Genomic DNA, 17,019 nt, shown 5'->3' with positions numbered 1-17,019 from the left:
CTGAAATTTGAATTCAACAAGTGGAGGAAACACCATGAAGATCACAAGAAGACTTTTGGCGAAAGCAGCACTCGGGCTTGCCGGTGCTGCGCTGCTGATGCAGGTCCCGGCAATGGCGCAGGACAGGCCGGCGCCGTTCGACAAGCCCGGCGCGGTCAAGATCGCGCTGGTCCGCTATCTCTCGACCGGCGACTTCTTCCAGGCCTATCTGTCCGGCGTCGAAGCGCAGGCCAAGGCGCTTGGCGTTGATCTGCGCGTCCTCGACAGCCGCCAGGACGCCGCCCTTCAGGCGGACATGGTCGACCAGGCCATCGCGCTTGGCGTCCAGGGCATCATCATCCAGCATGGCTTGACGGAATCGATGAAGGACGCCGCCCAGCGCGCGGTCGACGCCGGCATCAAGGTCGTCGCCTTCGATGTCAATGTCGGAAACCCCAAGATACCGCAGATCGAGCAGTCCGACCGCGACCTTGCACGCCTCGCGCTCGAGCAGGCAATCAAGGACAATGGCGAGAGCTGGAAGGCCGGCTACGTCTATGTCGCCGGCATTGCGCCGCTCGACCGCCGCAACGAGACCTGGGTCGAGTTCAAGAAGAAATATCCGGGCATCAACGAGGCGGCGATGTTCGGCACGCTCGACAATCCGATCGCCAATTCCGTCGCCAACCAGGCCCGTTCGGTGCTGTCGGCCAATCCCGACATCAAGGTGATGTTCGCGCCCTATGACGAATTCGCCAAGGGCGTGAAGATCGCCGTCGACGAGGCCGGCCTGTCGCAGGACATCAAGATCTATTCGGCCGACATCTCGACCTCCGACATCGCCGCGATGCGCGAGCCCGACAGCGCCTGGGCGGCAACCGCTGCCACCAACCCGGCCGTCGTCGGCCAGGTTTCGGTGCGCGCGCTGGCTCAGCTTTTGGCCGGCGAAGACCCCGGCCAAAACGTCATCGTGCCGCCGACGCTGATCACCCAGAAGGACCTGATCGACAAGGACATCAAGAACATGGAAGACCTCTCGGCCAAGCTGCCGCAGTTCGCCCATGCCGATGTCGCGATGCCGGCCTGGATGCCGAACCCCAACGCGAAATAGCGTTCCGCAGGCGTAAGGGACGAGCGGCTTTCGGGCCGCTCTTTTCCAGGTCTGAATGCCTGCTTCGTCGGCGTGAGCCGATATCTAGCCACGGGCGCGGCATTCTGCCTTCAAACCGCGTATGAACTCGGCGGGTTCGACGTTCACCGGCTTGCCGCTGGTCATGCCGTCGGCATAGGCTCGTTTCAAATGTTCCAACTCCAATGCGCGCAATTCCTCGCGCTGTTCCCACAGGCGCAGGGCGTCGCGGACAATCTCGCTGTTAGAGGCATATCCCCCGCCTTCGACAGCGCTTTGCAGGCGGGCAGCCTGCTGCGGGGTGAGGGATATGGTAAGGGTGCGCATGGGTTGGGTTTTCATGCTTAGCCTGCAGTCCAATAGTCCCGCGGTGAGGATGGCAAGTTTCCAGCCCGCAGCGCAAAAAATCCTAAGTTGCGTGCCCGCCTCGGCTACTCATTGAACAGATCGGAATGGGACCCGGTGCGAGCAAGCTGTAGCTCATCGCCGGCGACACGATAGATCAAGAGCCAGTCCGGTTCGATGTGAGCGTCACGATAGCCTTTCCAGTCGCCCTTCAGTGGATGATCCTTATAACTCGCTGGGAGTTCATCGCCGGCGAGCAGGAGGCCCAACAGCTCGCGCAGCTTGCCAAGATCTTTGCCACGCTTCTCGGCACGTTTCACATCACGGCGGAATTGTCCGGATCGAACAGGCGCCAGCACATCAGATTTCCAAGTCCTTGAACAACTCGTCGGCCGAGGCGAAACGCTTGCCCTTGCCCTGCTCCAATTCGGACATGGCCTTTCGAGTGGTTGCGTTCGGCACCTTCACCGGAAAGGGGAACTCCTTGTCGGCGGCGACGCGGACCAGCAGCAGGCGAATGGCGTCGGAAACGGACAATCCCATTACCGCCAAGGCTTCCGTCGCCTGTGCCTTTGTCGCCGCATCGATCCGAGCGCGGACCACAGTTTCCGTTGCCATATTACTGCTCCTTGAAGAGAGCTACAATGTAGCTACGAAAGGCCGAATTCGCAAGCCGTCCGGTCCAGTTCGTACCGTTCGAAAATGTGCGGCGTTTGAGCGACATGCATTACCGCAGCGCCGCCGCGATGTTGCCGCCGTCCACCGTCGTCACATTGGCGGTGGTGCGCTCTGCCAGCGCCTGATGCAGGAAGGCCTGGGCGACGTCTTCGGCCGTCACTTCCTGCCCGAGCAGATTGCCCGCCATATATTCCTTTTCCGAGACCCCGCGGGCGCTCGAACGGCTGGCGATCATCGCGTCGGTCAACAGCCCGGAACGGATGCGGTCGGCGTTGACGGCATTGGAGCGGATGCCGTGGGCGCCGTAGTCGACAGCATATTGCCTGGACAGGAAAAGCGTCGCCGCCTTTGGCATGCCATAGGCGCCGAACTTCGGACCCGGATTGATCGCCTGCTTGGAGGTGTTGAACAAAAGCACGCCGCCGGTGCCCTGCTCGAGCATGATGCGCACTGCGTTCTGCGCCGCCGACTGGTGGGCGAAGAAATTGAGTTCGAAGCTCTTGCGCAAAGTGGCGTCGTCGAGTTCGCCGATCCTGCCTTCCCAAGCCGCACCGGCATTCGAGACGAGGATGTCGAGGCCACCGTAGACGGCAATGGCCTTGTCGAAGGCAGCGCGCATCTGCGCCGGGTCGGTGATGTCGGCGCCGACGCCGATCGAACCGTTGCCAGCTTTTTTTGCCGCCTCCGTCGCCCTCGCCGCGTCGAGATCGACGACGACCGCATGAGCGCCATTGTCGGCGAACAGCTTTGCCGTGGCGGCACCGATCGCGCCGGCACCGCCGGTGACCAGCACAATTTGGCCGGTCAGCGGCTTCGGCTTGTTGGCGGCGAGCTTGGCCTGTTCCAGCGACCAGTATTCGAGCGGAAAAAGGTCGGCCTTGGACAGTGGATGGAAATCGCCGATTGCTTCGGCGCCGCGCACCGCCTCGATCCACATTTCACCGACGTCGGATGCAATCTTCGCATCCTTCAGCGTGCGGCCATGGCCGAACATGCCGAGCCCCGGCACCAGCGTCAGGCGCGGCATCTGGTCGAGCATAGTGCGCTTCACATCGTCGAGCGCGTCGTTGGTCTCGAAGTAGGCGCGATAGTCCCTCGCGAATTTTTCGACATGCTGGCGAATGACGGATTTGTAGTCGCCGATCTTGTCCGCGTCGGGCGCCGGCAACGCCATCGGTCCGGTCTTGATGCGAATCGACAGGTCGGGCGTCGACACACCGCGCCCGGCATAGTCGGCAATGTCAGCCGAATTGATGAAATCGACGATCGCGTCCGAGGTGCGGAAATCGCTGATCATACGGTCGAAGCGGCCTTCGCCGCGCGCCACCGCCACCGCGCCGCGCAGCATCGGCGCAATCTCCGCAGGCTTCGCCAGCCTGGCCGGCAAGGCGGTTTTTTCGCTGCGCGGCTTGCCGTGACTGGCGATGAAATCCTCGGCGAGGTTCACATAATGGATCATCCGGTCGTAAGCCTGCTTGGCATCGTCGCCGAAGGTGAAAATGCCATGCTTGTCGAGGATTAGGCCTTCGACCGTCGGGTCGGCGTCAAAGACATCGGCAGCCGCCTTCGCCAGGTCGAAGCCCGGCATGATGTAGGGCACGAACCCCATCTTGTTGCCGAAGACCTTCTTGCTCAGCGCCTCGCTATCGTCCTGGTCGACAATGGCGAGGATGGCGGTCGAGTGCGTATGGTCGACGAATTTATGCGGCAGGAAGGCGTGCAGCAGTGTCTCGACTGAAGGGTTGGGCGAAGACGGATCGATCAGGTTCACCCGCTGCAGCGCCACCATGTCTTCGTCGGAGAGTTTTTTGAGCGACCGCGCCTTGAGCAGCGCGCCGAGCTTGACCGCCGGCAGGCCCTGCGGCTCGATGATGCCCATGTCCCAGCCGCTGCCCTTGACGCAGAGCACGTCCCATTCGTCGCCGACGAGATCGATGGCCTTTGTCTTGCACGATGTGTTGCCGCCGCCATGCAGGACAAGCCGCGGTTCGCCGCCCAGAAGCCTGGTCGTGTAGACGCGCAGCGCCAGGTCGCGGGCCACACCCTTTGTTGCATAGTCGGCAACCAGCTTCTCCGCGTCGCCGTCATTCCACAGGTTCTTCATGTTCGCTTCGTCCGGTTGTTTTGTTGTGAAACAGGAATGCCGCGACGCCTTGATGACAATGCGTCCGCGGCTTGTGTTCTCTAGGCGACCTTTTCTACTGCCGGTCCGGCATGGTCGAGCAGCCGTCGCGCCATCCGGGCGCCGACCACCAGATGCGTGCATAGCCCACCCGCGATCGCCGCCACCAGCGGTCCGAACTTGCTGTCCTCCTGCACCACCACGAGGCGCTTCTCGATCTTGCGCAGCGATGACAGCTCCGCCGAAATGATCCGCCTGTTGTAGCTGCAGTCGAGCGCCTTGCCTTGCGCATCGATGATCTGACCGGCGATGACGCCGGCAGCCCCGGCACGACGCAGCACCTCCATTTCGCTGGCAGTCAGCGCGCCGCATTTGACGACATGGCTGTCGGCGTCGACGGTGCCGACTGAGTAAAGCGCCAGATTGCACGCACTGATGCCCGACAACTGCTCGCGGATCACCGGCTCGTCGCGCAGGCCGCGCGCCAGTTCCTCTGTCGTCAGCACCAGCGGCGCATAGAAATTGAGTCCCTTGGCATTGAGCCGGCGGGCGATTTCCATGGTGCATTGGTCGGGGCGGTAGGAATAGGGGGCTCCCAGATTGCCGCAGAGCTGCACCACCGTGACATCCTGCAGATCGGCATAGGACATGATGTCGGCGATCGTATAGATGGTCCTTCCCCAGGCGACGCCGATGCGATCGCCCTTCTTGATCAGCTCGAGAAAGACGCTGGCCGCCAGCACCGCGATGTCGGTCGACGGATCGGCGACATGGCCGTTTTCCGGCGCTATCCAGACGGCATCGAGCTTCAATGCGTCTTCGAGTTTGCGCGCCATGACGTCGTCGGTGAAAAGCTGGGTCGAGGTCGAGATGTTGACGATGCCGGTCTCGCGCGCTTTGCGCAGATACATGGCGACCGAGGCTCGGGAAATCTTGAGCTGGCTGGCGACCTGGTCCTGGCGCAAGCCGTGGGCATAGTAGAGCCAGGCGGCCTTATGGATAAGCTGTTCTGCCGGTCGGATCGCCATGCCATCTCCTTGCTGACATTATTCACGGCTGTCGACAAAAGTCAAACTGGGCAAAGGCAAGGATGCCTTTCGCCCGCTGAATCTACATCATACCTTGTGCCAAATGCGCTCTATCGTGGCATGGTGACGGGCCGGAAGCCTGTGGGTAGAAGGTTTCGATCAGACATTAGCGGAGGACGGGATGGGCAATCCCTACGAACAGGATCTCGGCAGGAATCCAGCCAACCACCAGCCGCTGACGCCGCTCAGCTATCTGGAGCGGGCGGCAAGGACCTTTCCCGACCATGTCGCCATCATCCATGGTCGCCAGCGCACGACCTATCGCGATTTCTGGCGGCGGTCGCTAAAACTTGCCTCGGCGCTGCAGAGGCGCGGCATCGGCAAGGGCGACACCGTAACCGTCATGCTGTCCAACACCCCGCCGATGCTGGAAGCGCATTTCGGGGTGCCGATGACCAAGGCGGTGCTGCATTCGCTCAACACCCGTCTCGATGCCGGCGTCATCGCCTTCCAGCTCGACCATGCCGAAACCAAGGTGCTGGTCGTCGATCGCGAGTTTGCAAATGTCGTCAGCGAGGCGCTGGCGCTGGCCAGGGTAAAACCGCTGGTCATCGACTATGACGATCCCGAATACGCCACTGATGCCCCTTATCCCAAGGGCGAGCGGATCGGCTCGCTCGACTACGAGACCTTCGTCGCGAGCGGCGACGAGGATTTCGCCTGGTCGATGCCGGACGATGAATGGGATGCGATCTCGCTCAACTACACCTCCGGCACGACAGGCAATCCCAAGGGCGTCGTCTATCACCATCGCGGTGCAGCGCTGATGGCCTATGCCAACACCATCCATGCTGGCATGGGCAAGCATGCGGTCTATCTGTGGACGCTGCCGATGTTCCACTGCAACGGCTGGTGCTTTCCGTGGACGCTGGCCGTGCAGGCCGGCACCCATGTCTGCCTGCGCTGGGTGCGGCCGAAGCCGATCTACGACGCCATCGCCGACCACGGCGTCACCCATTTGTGCGGTGCGCCGGTGGTGATGTCGGTGCTGATCAACGCCAGCGACGAGGACAAGCGGCAATTTCCGCAGACGGTCACCTTCAACACCGCCGCGGCACCGCCGCCGGAAGCGGTGCTGTCGGGCATGGCCGATGCGGGTTTTGCCGTCACCCACCTCTATGGCCTGACCGAGACCTATGGCCCGGCGGTCGTCAACGAATGGCAGGGCGAGTGGGATGGGCTGGAGAAGGGACAGAAGGCGGCGAGGAAGGCCAGGCAAGGTGTGCGCTATGCCGCGCTCGAGGATCTGACGGTGATGGACCCCGAGACGATGGAGGAGACGCCGGCCGACGGCGAGACGATCGGCGAGGTCATGTTCCGCGGCAACATCGTCATGAAGGGCTATCTGAAGAACCGCAAGGCGAGCGACGAGGCCTTCGCCGGCGGCTGGTTCCACTCGGGCGACCTCGGCGTCATGCATCCCGACGGCTACATCCAGCTCAAGGACCGCTCCAAGGACATCATCATTTCCGGCGGCGAGAACATCTCCTCGATCGAAGTCGAGGAGGCGCTCTACAAGCATACCGCCGTCGCCTCCTGCGGCGTCGTCGCGAGGCCCGACGACAAATGGGGCGAGGTGCCGATCGCCTATGTCGAGCTGAAGCCGGGCAGGACGGCGACCGAGGCCGAGATCATCGATCACTGCCGCGCGCTGCTCGCCCGCTTCAAAATGCCGAAAGCGGTGATCTTCGCCGAAATCCCGAAGACCTCGACCGGCAAGATCCAGAAGTTCCGGCTCAGGGAGATGGCCAAGGGGTAGGTGGATCAGGACCGTCGGCGTCACGACGGTGCAGAGCGTTTGATGGCAGCGGGACAGCCCCCCTCTGTCCTGCCGGACATCTCCCCCACTTGGGGGGAGATTGGCTGTCATCGCCGCTTTCGCCAACTTTCAACATTGCAGGACTAGCTGGGCGCTAAAACCGCCAATCTCCCCCCTCGTGGGGGAGATGTCCGGCAGGACAGAGGGGGGCGCGAAGGATCACGACAGATCAGAATTTAGCCTGAGCCGCCGCTCATGCCGGGAACCGGCAATTGGGCCCGTTCAGTATTGCGAACAATTTTTTTTATCGAAGATGCGAGAGCACGTTGAGCAGCTTGCCGGTCGGGTCGGCAATGAAGAAGCGTCTTACCCCCACGGTTCGTCGGTCAAATCATAGACCACTCTGCAACCGATCTCGTTCGCGCGCAGATAAACCGCGTCGACATTGTCGACCTCGATCGACAGATCAGCCACCGGGGTGCCTGAGCCGCACTCAACAACGTGCCTTGCAGCAGCTGGATCGGCTGAACGGAGCAAAAAGATCGCTCTGTGTCGGATCGAGCGCCTCGCGATCGTCCTCGATAAAGAACCGACTCGACGAAAGAAGATCTAGCAGGAGGAGCATTCTAATGGAGAACGCGGAGCCGAGCCCCAGGGCTACACGGCGCGAATGGATGGGGCTCTCGGTTATCGCGCTGCCTTGCCTGCTCTATTCCATGGACCTGACGGTCTTGAATTTGGCTGTGCCGCGGTTGAGCGCAGACTTGAGGCCTTCGAGTTCGCAACTTCTGTGGATCGTGGACATTTATGGCTTTCTGCTTGCCGGATGCCTGATCACGATGGGCACGCTGGGCGACCGCATCGGCCGCCGCAGACTGCTTTTGATCGGCGCGGTAACATTTGCAATCGCTTCGGTCTTCGCGGCGTTCTCCACAGGCGCCGAAATGTTGATTGTTTCGCGTGCGCTGCTCGGGATTGCCGCGGCCACGCTTGCGCCGTCCACCCTCTCGTTGATCCGCAACATGTTCCTCGACCCGAGGGAGCGCACGGTTGCCATCGGAGTCTGGATCGCCAGCTTCTCAGCGGGCGCTGCCATCGGCCCGTTGGTCGGGGGCATCCTGCTGAGCTATTTCTGGTGGGGTTCCGTGTTCCTCGTGGCCGTACCGGTCATGGTCGCGTTGCTGGTGTTCGGTCCAATGGTCCTGCCCGAATATCGCGATCCCGAAGCGGGTCGGCTCGACATCTTGAGCGCCGCGCTGTCACTTGTCGCGGTGCTTTCGGTGATTTACGGCATCAAGGAAATCGCCGAACATGGATTCGGCCTGGAGCCGGCCTTCGCCATTGTCTTCGGCGCGGCTGTCGGCGCGGTTTTCGTCTTGCGTCAACCACGGCTGAAAAATCCCTTGGTCGATCTGCGGCTCTTTCGCTCGCGCGCCTTCAGCGCTTCATTGGCGGTCAACGTTCTCGGCTTCTTCGTCGCGTTCGGCTCGTTTCTCTTCATCGCGCAATATCTGCAGCTGGTGCTCGGGATGGGACCCTTTGTAGCGGGCCTGTGGACGGTGCCTTCCGCCATCGCTTTCATCGCCGGTTCGATGCTGACGCCGATCGCGGTCGGTAAGGCTCGCCCGGGCTATGTGATGGCTGCCGGCCTTGCGCTCGCGGCAGTGGGATTCCTTATTCTCACCCGCAGTGGCGGCCGAGCCGATCTCGCGGTGATCGTCACAGGCTACAGCGTCTTCTCCCTGGGCCTTGCACCGGTGTTCACTTTGGCCACCGACCTCATCGTGGGCACCGTTGAACCCGGGCAAGCCGGTGCGGCCTCGGGCCTCGCGGAAACCAGCAGTGAGTTGGGCGGCGCGCTCGGCATCGCGATCCTTGGCAGCATCGTCACCGCCATCTATCGCAGCGGCGTGACCGGGATGGTCGCGGATGGGGTGTCCGCACAAGAAATCAGAGTTGCCAAGGACACGCTTGGAGGCGCCGTCGCAGTTGCAATCGCCTTACCGGAGACGCTCGGTTCCGATCTACTCGGCAAAGCGCGGGAGGCGTTCACTCAGGCGTTCCAGATGACGGCCGGTATCTGCGAGTTGGTGGCGCTGGCTGCGGCCATCCTTGCGGGGGTCCTGTTGCAAAAAGTACGGGGACAGGTCTGAGGCTGGGCAGCAGCCAGCAAAAGCTGCGACACCAACCGACCCCTGAGGGATAAGCACGACACGGAACATGAGGAGGAGACACATGCCGATTTTCGGACTATCGCCTGGAGGTCAAGACGAGACCCTTTCTCGGCCATGGGCGCGAAAGGCCGCCGCGGTCGGCAAAGCCGGGTCGATCGTCGCCCTGACTGGGGTCATACTGCCGCTTCTCATGATCGGCGGGATGAAATTCACGGCAGTTGAGATCGAGGCGTTGAGGCCGCTGATCGGCGGCACGCCTTGGCTCGCCTGGATGTATCCGGTATTTGGTGAAGCCGGTGCCTCTTATGCGCTGGTGTCGTCGAGATCGCGACCGGGCTTCTCCTGATTGCCTGCCCTTGGTCGGCGCGGGCCGGTGTCGCCGGCGGGGCTTGGCCGCCCTGATTTTCCTGGTCACCTGTTCGATCATGGTTGCCCTGCCGATCTGGGAGCCAACGCTGGGCTTTCCCGCGCTCGGTCCCGCCGGCCAGTTCCTGATCAAGGAGATTGCGCTGCTCGGCATCGCGCTTGTCATACTGGGCGAAAGCCTGAACAGATTAAACAAATCGGCTACCTAAGCGGATCCAAGTCGAAGCGAGTGGCAGAACCACGTCATCCCGCCTATCCGCGCCAAAGGCGGGGCTCCACCTGCTGCGAACTTGTGGGACGGGCATAAGTTCGGTGCCTGCGCGCCATCTGACTCACCTTCGACTATATCGAAAACGCCCCGCTCGCCACCACGATGCCACGTCCACACACGCTCACCGAGCCGGCATCGACATCGACCTCGATGATGCTGGTACGTCCGAGCGCCGTGCCTTGTTCGACCTTGATTACGCCGCGCTGCGCAACACCGTGTGCAACCAGATGTGCGGCGAGCGGACCAGCCGCCGTACCGGTCGCCGGATCCTCGGCAATGCCGACGGTCGGGTTGAAAAAACGTGCATACGCTGTGGTTCCCCGCTGTAGCGGATCAAGTGAGAAGACGTAGCAGCCTTCCCCGCCGACCTCGTTGAGCAGGTCGAAAAGCTGTTTGGCGTCAGGCGAAATCCGGTCGACGGCTTGGCGATCGCGGATTGGCACCAGGAGATGGGCAGCGCCGGTCGAGACCACCTGGCAAGGCACGACGTCCGTTATTTCTTCAGTATTTAGGCCAAGCGCCGCGGCAAGAGCGCCAGGATTGAGATCTGCCCGCCGGCCACTGGGGCTTCCTGTTGAATAATGATCTTTTCGAGTTTTCCCTGGCTTTGCCAGATGGCCAATGGATATACCAAGTCGCCGATCTGTTGGTGAAACCATGTCGGGCCATCGCCCAACTCGAGCCGCCCCGCTGCAGCGAGCCACCACCAGGCCCCTAAGGTGTTGTGGCCGCCTGCGCCGAAAACCTCCACGCCTTTCGGCGTGAATGAGCGCAATTTCCAATCGGCGTCCGCCCGGGTCGCCGGTAGGACAAAAGTGGTCTCGGACTGGTTGAACTCACGGGCAATGTTCTGCATCAGCTCGAGCGCCAACTCGGCATCGCAATCGACCACCGCAAGGGAATTGCCGGCCAGCGGCTCTACCGCGAAGACATCGACGAAATGAAATGGAATTGTTCTGCTCATGGTTTTTCCTCCGAGAACCGCAATTGGGCCCGTTCAGTTTGCAGAACAATCTCTACCGAAGATGCGAGAGCACGTTGACCAGCTTGCCGGTCGGGTCGGCAATGAAGAAGCGTCTTACGCCCCACGGTTCGTCGGTCAAATCATAGACCACTCTGCAACCGATCTCGTTTGCGCGAAGATAAACCGCGTCGACATTGTCGACCTCGATCGACAGATCTGGCACCGGGGTGCCTGAGCCGCCCTCGCTGGCGATGCTGATCTGGGGGAAAGTGGTTTCGCTGGAGGCCAGCGTGACGAGCCAGCCGTGATCCATGACGGCATCGAGCCCGAACAAGTCGGTATAGAACTTCCGAACATCCGGAATGCTGTCTGTTGCGATATTCGAGACGATGCGCAGCACGGTCATTCCATGTCTCCTTCACAGCTTGGCGTATCTCCATAGCTTCGATGATAACGCATTGCTGCGCTGCGGGGACCGGCAGCAGGCTTCGTTAACGATGTTCACGCCCAGGTTGTATCAACGGATGTCACCGGTCCTCCAGAAAGGTAACATCACCTGTTGACAGGCGGGCGATTTCGAATTACGAGTGACGAAATTCAAAATTCGTCACTCGTAATGAGCTAATGATACATGATGCATGACAACCTCGACACGACGGCTGACCTGGTCCGGCAGGAGAATGTCGCGCGCGTCCTCGATTGCGCAGAGCGACTGTTCCGCCACTACGGCTACGGCAAGACCAATGTCGCCGACATAGCCCGTGAACTCGGCATGTCGACGGCCAACATCTACCGTTTCTTCGCCTCCAAGGTCGAAATCCACCAGGCCGTTTGCGGCCGCATGCTCGCTACCTGCTATCAACTGACCTACGACGCCTGCCATAGTTCCGGAACGGCCAGCGAAAGGCTGCGCCGCTACGTGCAAACGCATTATCAGTGGACCCGCGACACCATGCTCGACCAGGAGAAGGTGCACGAAATGGTCGTCGTCGCCATCGAGCGCGATTGGCATGTCATCGAGAAGCATATCGACAGGATCCGCGGCTTGGTCGAGGAGGTGATCCGCGAGGGAATTGCCGCCGGCGAGTTTGCCGACCAGGACGCGGAAGTCGCTTCGCGGTGTTTCGGCGCCGCTATCATCACCCTTTGTCACCCTCAGATGGTCGCCCAGTGCCTTGCCAAGAACAACCGGGCGATGCCGGACGAGCTTATCGAGTTTGCCCTCAGGGCTTTGAAGAAATGACCGGCGGCGTCCGCCGGGCGTCGACAATCCATCTCCATTTCGGGAGTACGCAAGTGTCTTTGTCCAAATCCATCATGAACAGGCTGCCGGCCATTGGTCCGGCTCTGGTCGTCGTCGCTGCACTTGGGCTCGCCGGTTGCTCGCAAGAAAAAGTGGAAGTCAAGGACATCGTCCGGCCGGTCAAGGTCGTCGAGATCGCCAAGGCGAACGATACCCGTGAGCTCTCCTACTCCGGATCGGTGCGCGCCCGCACCGAGATGAATCTCGGGTTCCGCATCAACGGCAAGATCACCGAGCGCCTGGTCGACATCGGCCAGCGCGTCAAGCCGGGCGACGTTCTGGCCCGCATCGATCCCGCCGACTACGACCTTTCGGTCAAGAGCGCCGAGGCCAGCCTCGAGGCCGCCGAGCGGCAGGTCGAGACGACGGGCCTTGCCCGCCGTCGTGCCGAACAGCTGTTTGCCAAGAAGTTCGCCTCGAAATCGCAGCTCGAACAGGCGACGCTCAGCCATGATCAGGCGGTCGCCACCCGCAATTCCGCCCGCTCAGCGCTTGACCAGGCGAAGAACCAGGTCCGCTACACCGACCTCAAGGCGGACAGGAGCGGCATCGTCACCTCAGTCACCGCCGATGTCGGTCAGGTGGTCGGCTCAGGCACGCCGGTTGTGACCGTTGCCGTCGACGGCGAAAAGGAAGTGCTGATCGCCGTGCCCGAAACCGATATCGCCCAGTTCAAGCCGGGCAAGGACGTCAAGGCAAGCTTCTGGGCCGACGAAGCGCTGACGCTCGACGGCAAGGTCCGTGAAGTCGCCGGCAGCGCCGATCAGCAGTCGCGTACCTTTGCCGTTCGCGTCAGCCTGCCCAACGATCCGCGCGTGCTTCTCGGCATGACCGCGAATATCGAGGCTTCGGCCGCCAACAACAGCCTGCAAAGCGTATCGATCCCGTTGAGCGCGCTGGCGCAAAAGCACGGCCAGCAGATCGTCTGGACCGTGGACCGCAGCGGCGAGACCGTCCATGCGCGTCCGATCAAGGTCGCCGAGTTCACCGCCGACGGCGTGCATGTTGCCGAAGGGTTAAAACCCGGCGATGTCGTCGTTGCGGCGGGCACGCAATTCATGACCGAAAATCTGAAGGTCAAGCTGGCCGGCGATGCGGTGCAGCAGTCCGCATCGGCGGACGATGATGGCGGGGCCATGAAGCGCGTGCGCTGACGGCCAGGCATAAAACGGCTTTTCCTCGCATCGGCGCAAGCCGCGAGGTCAAGCGATTCACGGTTTCCGGGCGGCAGGTGCCTGATTGTCGAGACGTCAGGTCGATGTACCCCCCCGACATCGGTCCTGGCGCCCCACCGCGATGAGTGTCTCTCCGCTCGGGAAGCCTCGCCGCCCGGAAGCCAGCATTAGAAGCTCCGTGGGCATGCCATGTGCGTGCGCTGACGATCAGACAGATGGACTGGCGCTATGACCACCGACACCACCGACACCCAGGAAAAAAGGCCCTTCAATCTTTCGCGCTGGGCGATCGGGCACCCGAGCATTGCGCGGTTCCTGTTCGGCCTGATCATCGTTGCCGGCGCGCTCGGCCTGATGCGCATGGGCCAGAAGGAAGACCCGGATTTCACCTTCCGCGTCATGGTTGTCCAGGCGGTCTGGCCCGGTGCCTCGATCCAGGAGATGGAGGACCAGGTCGTCAACAAGATCGAGCGCAAGCTGCAGGAAACGCCGCATCTCGATTTCGTCCGCTCCTACACGCGCGCCGGCAGCGCCATCATCACCCTGCAGGTGGAAGGCGACACCAATCCGACTGAGGTCGCGGATGCCTTTTACCAGGTGCGCAAGAAGGTCGGCGATATCGCCAATGAGCTGCCCCAGGGGCTGCTTGGGCCTTACTTCAACGACGAATTCGGCGACACTTTCATCACTCTGCATTCGATCAGCGGCGATGGCTACAGCTATCCCGAACTGAAGAAACTGGCCATCCAGGCGCGTGACATGCTGCTGACGACGCCCGGCGTCGAGAAGGCGGTGATCATCGGCGACCAGCCGGAAAAGCTCTATATCGACGTTTCGTCCAAGGTGCTTGCCGAGCGCGGCCTGACATTCACCGATCTGCAGAACGCGATCAAGGGCCAGAACAATGTCGATCCGGCAGGCTCGGTCGATACCGGCCAGCGCTCGGTGCGCATCTCGGTCGAGGGCAGCGTGACCGAGGCGGCCGACATCCGCGAGCTTCGCCTGCGCGCCGGCAATCAGGTGACGCGCCTCGGCGACATCGCAACCGTGAGCCAAGGTCTCGAGGATCCCTATCAGCGCAAATACCGCTTCAACGGCCACGACAGCGTCCAGGTCGGCGTCGTCATGGCCAAGGGTTTTAACGTCACCGATGTCGGCAAGGAGGTCGAGGCTACCTATCACCGCTTCGAAGAGGCCTTGCCTTACGGGGTTTCGGTCGATCAGATCGCCGACCAGCCGGAAGTCGTGCGGGACGCGGTGGGCGAGTTCATGACGGCGCTCGGCGAGGCGCTGCTGATCGTGCTTGTCGTTTCGTTCCTGACGATCGGCTGGCGTTCGGGCCTGGTGATCGCGGTCACCATTCCGCTCGTTCTGGCCGCGACCTTCGCCATCATGTACGAGATCGGCATCGATCTGCAGCGCATTTCGCTTGGCGCGCTGATCATCGCGCTCGGCCTGCTTGTCGACGATGCGATGATCGTCGTCGAAATGATGGAACGCAAGCTCGAGGAAGGGATGGTCAAGATCGAGGCGGCGAGCTTCGCTTACACCTCGACGGCCTTCCCGATGCTGACCGGCACGCTGATCACCACCGCCGGCTTCATCCCGGTCGGCTTCGCAGCCTCGACAGCCGGTGAATATGTGCGCACGCTGTTCTACGTCGTCGGCATCGCGCTGGTCGTCTCCTGGTTCGTGGCGGTCTACTTCACGCCGTGGCTTGGTCATATGATTCTCAAGCAGCGAAAACACGCCGGCAGCCATCACGATGTCTTCGACACGCGCTTTTATCGCCGGCTTCGCGCCACCGTCAGCTGGTCCGTGCGCCACCGCATCATCGTGCTGGTCATGACGCTGGTGACCTTCGTCACCAGCCTGTGGGCGTTCCAGTTCATCCCGCAGAATTTCTTCCCGCAGTCGTCGCGTCCGGAAATCCTTGTCGACCTCTGGCTGCCAGAAGGCATCAGCATCAAGGAAGTCGAGACGCAGGCCAAGGCGCTCGAAAACAGGATGATGGACGACAAGGACAAGCGCTTCATAGCCACCTATATCGGCGAGGGCGCGCCGCGCTTCTTCCTGCCGCTCGACCAGCAGCTTCGCAATCCGAACTTTGCCCAGCTTCTGGTGATGGCCAATGACGAACCGGCCCGCGAGCGGCTGATCGTCAAGCTGCGCACCATTCTGGCCGAGGATTTCCCGTCGGTCCGTGCCAAGGTCGACCGCCTGTTCCTTGGGCCGCCCACCGGCTGGCCAGTGCAGATGCGCGTCATGGGCCCGGATCGCCAGGAGGTGCGCCGCATCGCCGACGATGTGAAGGCGAAGTTCCAGGCAAATCCGCTGCTCGGCGCCGTCCACGACGACTGGCTGGAGCCGGTGCCGGAGATGAAGCTGGTGATCGACCAGGATCGCGCCCGTGCGCTCGGCGTCACCTCGCAGCGCATCCGCCAGATGCTGCAGGCGACCATGTCGGGAGCGCCGCTCGATGATTTCCGCGACGGCGAGGAGACGGTTTCGATCGTCGCCCGCGAGCCGGAGGCAAGTCGCCACCTGCTGTCGGCGGTCGACTCGATCTCTGTCCCGACGGATTTCGGTGGCTTCGTGCCGCTGTCGCAGGTCGCCAAGGTCGTCCCGGTGCTGGAGCAAGGCGTCGAATGGCGGCGCGACCGCCTGCCGACCATCAGCGTGCGCGCCACGCTGCCGGACGGCGTGCAGTCGAACGATGTCGTCATGAAGATGTACAGCGAGATGCAGGGCCTGCGCGACGGTCTGGCGCCCGGCTACAACATCGAGATCCAGGGCGGCGCCGAGGATTCGGCCGAAAGCCAGGCCTCGATTGCAGCGAAAGCTCCAATCATGCTGGCCGTCATCGTCGTGCTGCTGATGATCCAGCTGCAGCACTTCGGCAAGGCGATGCTGGTGCTGGCGACCGGTCCGCTCGGCATCATCGGTGCTGCGGCGGCACTTTTGATCAGTGGCGCGCCGTTCGGCTTCGTCGCCATTCTCGGCGTCATCGCGCTGCTTGGCATCATCATGCGCAACTCGATCATCCTGGTCGACCAGATCGACCAGGACATCGCAGCCGGCATGGAACGCTCGGAGGCCATCATCGGCTCGGCAGTCCGCCGTTTCCGGCCGATCATGCTGACGGCGCTGACGGCGGTCCTGGCGCTGATCCCGATCTCGCGCGGCGTCTTCTGGGGGCCGCTCGCCTATGCCATGATGGGCGGCATCCTCGTTGCCACGGTGCTGACCATCCTCGTCCTTCCGGCAGGCTATGCCTTGTTCTTCGGCCGGGAGCGCAAGAAGGTCGAGGACGCGGCGCCGGCCGCCGAGCCGGCCGCCGAGCCGGCCGCCGAGCCGAAACTGGCGGAAAACGATGACCAGCCGGAACTGCCCCTGGCGGCCGAATAGGGTCGAGGCAATCGCGCAGGTTGGCGCCGCCCCTCATCTGGCTGCCGCCATCTTCTCCCCGTATAGTGACGGGGAGAAGGACGCCTTCGCAAAGGATTTCGCCAATATCCAGCGCTGCAAAAAAAGCGCCGAGCGTGCGGCCAGCCCCTTCTCCCCGTCACTATACGGGGAGAAGTGCCCGGTGTCCGAACCGGATAGATAGGTAACAGAATGGACTGATTGCATGGGTGACAGTTTTCTCCTTCGCCGGGAGGACCG

14 protein-coding genes and 2 pseudogenes are annotated in these 17,019 nt (G+C 62.2%); 8 read left to right on the top strand and 8 right to left on the bottom strand.

Annotation, left to right across the window (positions count from 1 at the left end; all coding sequences use genetic code 11):
• The first annotated feature begins 34 nt into the window (after positions 1 to 34).
• A complete protein-coding gene (locus tag AC0L2C_RS25520; RefSeq protein ID WP_128171944.1) occupies positions 35 to 1,090 on the top strand; it encodes a substrate-binding domain-containing protein in 1,056 nt (351 codons plus the stop codon).
• An 84-nt stretch (positions 1,091 to 1,174) separates the two neighbouring features.
• Here the strand turns inward: AC0L2C_RS25520 and AC0L2C_RS25515 are convergent, their stop codons facing one another.
• The 5 genes from AC0L2C_RS25515 to AC0L2C_RS25495 form a co-directional block, all read right to left on the bottom strand.
• Positions 1,175 to 1,435: a type II toxin-antitoxin system ParD family antitoxin gene (locus AC0L2C_RS25515; RefSeq protein WP_473524729.1), complete on the bottom strand. Its 261-nt coding sequence runs from the start codon at positions 1,433 to 1,435 to the stop codon at positions 1,175 to 1,177.
• A 104-nt stretch (positions 1,436 to 1,539) separates the two neighbouring features.
• Positions 1,540 to 1,812 (bottom strand): type II toxin-antitoxin system RelE/ParE family toxin, encoded by a 273-nt coding sequence (locus AC0L2C_RS25510; protein ID WP_023800221.1) that lies wholly within the window; start codon positions 1,810 to 1,812, stop codon positions 1,540 to 1,542.
• A gap of 1 nt (position 1,813) precedes the next feature.
• Positions 1,814 to 2,071, bottom strand: a complete 258-nt coding sequence (locus tag AC0L2C_RS25505) for a type II toxin-antitoxin system RelB/DinJ family antitoxin (RefSeq protein WP_128245524.1) — start codon at positions 2,069 to 2,071, stop codon at positions 1,814 to 1,816.
• A 109-nt stretch (positions 2,072 to 2,180) separates the two neighbouring features.
• Entirely contained in the window at positions 2,181 to 4,235 is a 2,055-nt protein-coding gene (locus tag AC0L2C_RS25500; protein ID WP_128245525.1) for a bifunctional aldolase/short-chain dehydrogenase, read from the bottom strand.
• A gap of 80 nt (positions 4,236 to 4,315) precedes the next feature.
• A complete protein-coding gene (locus tag AC0L2C_RS25495; protein WP_128171948.1) occupies positions 4,316 to 5,281 on the bottom strand; it encodes a sugar-binding transcriptional regulator in 966 nt (321 codons plus the stop codon).
• A gap of 181 nt (positions 5,282 to 5,462) precedes the next feature.
• Between AC0L2C_RS25495 and AC0L2C_RS25490 the strand changes: the two genes are divergently transcribed.
• Positions 5,463 to 7,100, top strand: coding sequence for an acyl-CoA synthetase (locus AC0L2C_RS25490; protein WP_473524704.1), 1,638 nt, complete (start codon positions 5,463 to 5,465; stop codon positions 7,098 to 7,100).
• A 304-nt stretch (positions 7,101 to 7,404) separates the two neighbouring features.
• Here the strand turns inward: AC0L2C_RS25490 and AC0L2C_RS25485 are convergent.
• A pseudogene (locus tag AC0L2C_RS25485) lies at positions 7,405 to 7,595 on the bottom strand (VOC family protein); the annotation flags it as partial.
• A gap of 134 nt (positions 7,596 to 7,729) precedes the next feature.
• Here AC0L2C_RS25485 and AC0L2C_RS25480 point away from each other — a divergent pair.
• The 3 genes from AC0L2C_RS25480 (at position 7,730) to AC0L2C_RS25470 (ending at position 9,849) form a co-directional block, all read left to right on the top strand.
• Positions 7,730 to 9,253: an MFS transporter gene (locus AC0L2C_RS25480; RefSeq protein WP_473524703.1), complete on the top strand. Its 1,524-nt coding sequence runs from the start codon at positions 7,730 to 7,732 to the stop codon at positions 9,251 to 9,253.
• An 82-nt stretch (positions 9,254 to 9,335) separates the two neighbouring features.
• Entirely contained in the window at positions 9,336 to 9,620 is a 285-nt protein-coding gene (locus AC0L2C_RS25475) for a DUF417 family protein (protein WP_473524702.1), read from the top strand.
• Positions 9,621 to 9,663: 43 nt separating this feature from the next.
• The gene (locus AC0L2C_RS25470; RefSeq protein ID WP_287061603.1) at positions 9,664 to 9,849 is read left to right on the top strand and encodes a DUF417 family protein; all 186 of its coding nucleotides are present in this window, start codon (positions 9,664 to 9,666) and stop codon (positions 9,847 to 9,849) included.
• A 133-nt stretch (positions 9,850 to 9,982) separates the two neighbouring features.
• On the opposite strand, the pseudogene AC0L2C_RS25465 reads toward AC0L2C_RS25470, so the two are convergent.
• Positions 9,983 to 10,875 (bottom strand): annotated as a pseudogene (locus AC0L2C_RS25465) (PhzF family phenazine biosynthesis protein).
• A gap of 52 nt (positions 10,876 to 10,927) precedes the next feature.
• Positions 10,928 to 11,281 (bottom strand): VOC family protein, encoded by a 354-nt coding sequence (locus tag AC0L2C_RS25460; RefSeq protein WP_128245529.1) that lies wholly within the window; start codon positions 11,279 to 11,281, stop codon positions 10,928 to 10,930.
• 228 nt (positions 11,282 to 11,509) lie between these two features.
• On the opposite strand from AC0L2C_RS25460, the gene AC0L2C_RS25455 reads away from it, so the two are divergent.
• The 3 genes from AC0L2C_RS25455 (at position 11,510) to AC0L2C_RS25445 (ending at position 16,761) form a co-directional block, all read left to right on the top strand.
• A complete protein-coding gene (locus AC0L2C_RS25455; protein ID WP_473524728.1) occupies positions 11,510 to 12,118 on the top strand; it encodes a TetR/AcrR family transcriptional regulator in 609 nt (202 codons plus the stop codon).
• A 74-nt stretch (positions 12,119 to 12,192) separates the two neighbouring features.
• Positions 12,193 to 13,332 carry an efflux RND transporter periplasmic adaptor subunit gene (locus tag AC0L2C_RS25450; protein ID WP_473524727.1) on the top strand — a complete coding sequence of 380 codons (1,140 nt, stop codon included), beginning with the start codon at positions 12,193 to 12,195 and terminating at the stop codon, positions 13,330 to 13,332.
• Between the two features lie 249 nt (positions 13,333 to 13,581).
• Positions 13,582 to 16,761: an efflux RND transporter permease subunit gene (locus AC0L2C_RS25445; RefSeq protein ID WP_473524701.1), complete on the top strand. Its 3,180-nt coding sequence runs from the start codon at positions 13,582 to 13,584 to the stop codon at positions 16,759 to 16,761.
• The last annotated feature ends 258 nt before the right edge of the window (positions 16,762 to 17,019 follow it).

This window comes from Mesorhizobium sp. WSM4845, assembly GCF_055811455.1.
Note: the sequence above shows the minus strand (reverse complement) of the source record. Positions and strands in the feature narration are given on the sequence as shown.

Bases quoted from the DNA above. Each gene is read 5' to 3' on its own strand.
- AC0L2C_RS25520 (WP_128171944.1), top strand. From the start codon at position 35: ATGAAGATCACAAGAAGACTTTTGGCGAAAGCAGCACTCGGGCTTGCC.
- AC0L2C_RS25515 (WP_473524729.1), bottom strand. From the start codon at position 1,435: ATGCGCACCCTTACCATATCCCTCACCCCGCAGCAGGCTGCCCGCCTG.
- AC0L2C_RS25505 (WP_128245524.1), bottom strand. From the start codon at position 2,071: ATGGCAACGGAAACTGTGGTCCGCGCTCGGATCGATGCGGCGACAAAG.
- AC0L2C_RS25500 (WP_128245525.1), bottom strand. From the start codon at position 4,235: ATGAAGAACCTGTGGAATGACGGCGACGCGGAGAAGCTGGTTGCCGAC.
- AC0L2C_RS25495 (WP_128171948.1), bottom strand. From the start codon at position 5,281: ATGGCGATCCGACCGGCAGAACAGCTTATCCATAAGGCCGCCTGGCTC.
- AC0L2C_RS25490 (WP_473524704.1), top strand. From the start codon at position 5,463: ATGGGCAATCCCTACGAACAGGATCTCGGCAGGAATCCAGCCAACCAC.
- AC0L2C_RS25480 (WP_473524703.1), top strand. From the start codon at position 7,730: ATGGAGAACGCGGAGCCGAGCCCCAGGGCTACACGGCGCGAATGGATG.
- AC0L2C_RS25475 (WP_473524702.1), top strand. From the start codon at position 9,336: ATGCCGATTTTCGGACTATCGCCTGGAGGTCAAGACGAGACCCTTTCT.
- AC0L2C_RS25460 (WP_128245529.1), bottom strand. From the start codon at position 11,281: ATGACCGTGCTGCGCATCGTCTCGAATATCGCAACAGACAGCATTCCG.
- AC0L2C_RS25455 (WP_473524728.1), top strand. From the start codon at position 11,510: ATGCATGACAACCTCGACACGACGGCTGACCTGGTCCGGCAGGAGAAT.
- AC0L2C_RS25450 (WP_473524727.1), top strand. From the start codon at position 12,193: ATGAACAGGCTGCCGGCCATTGGTCCGGCTCTGGTCGTCGTCGCTGCA.
- AC0L2C_RS25445 (WP_473524701.1), top strand. From the start codon at position 13,582: ATGACCACCGACACCACCGACACCCAGGAAAAAAGGCCCTTCAATCTT.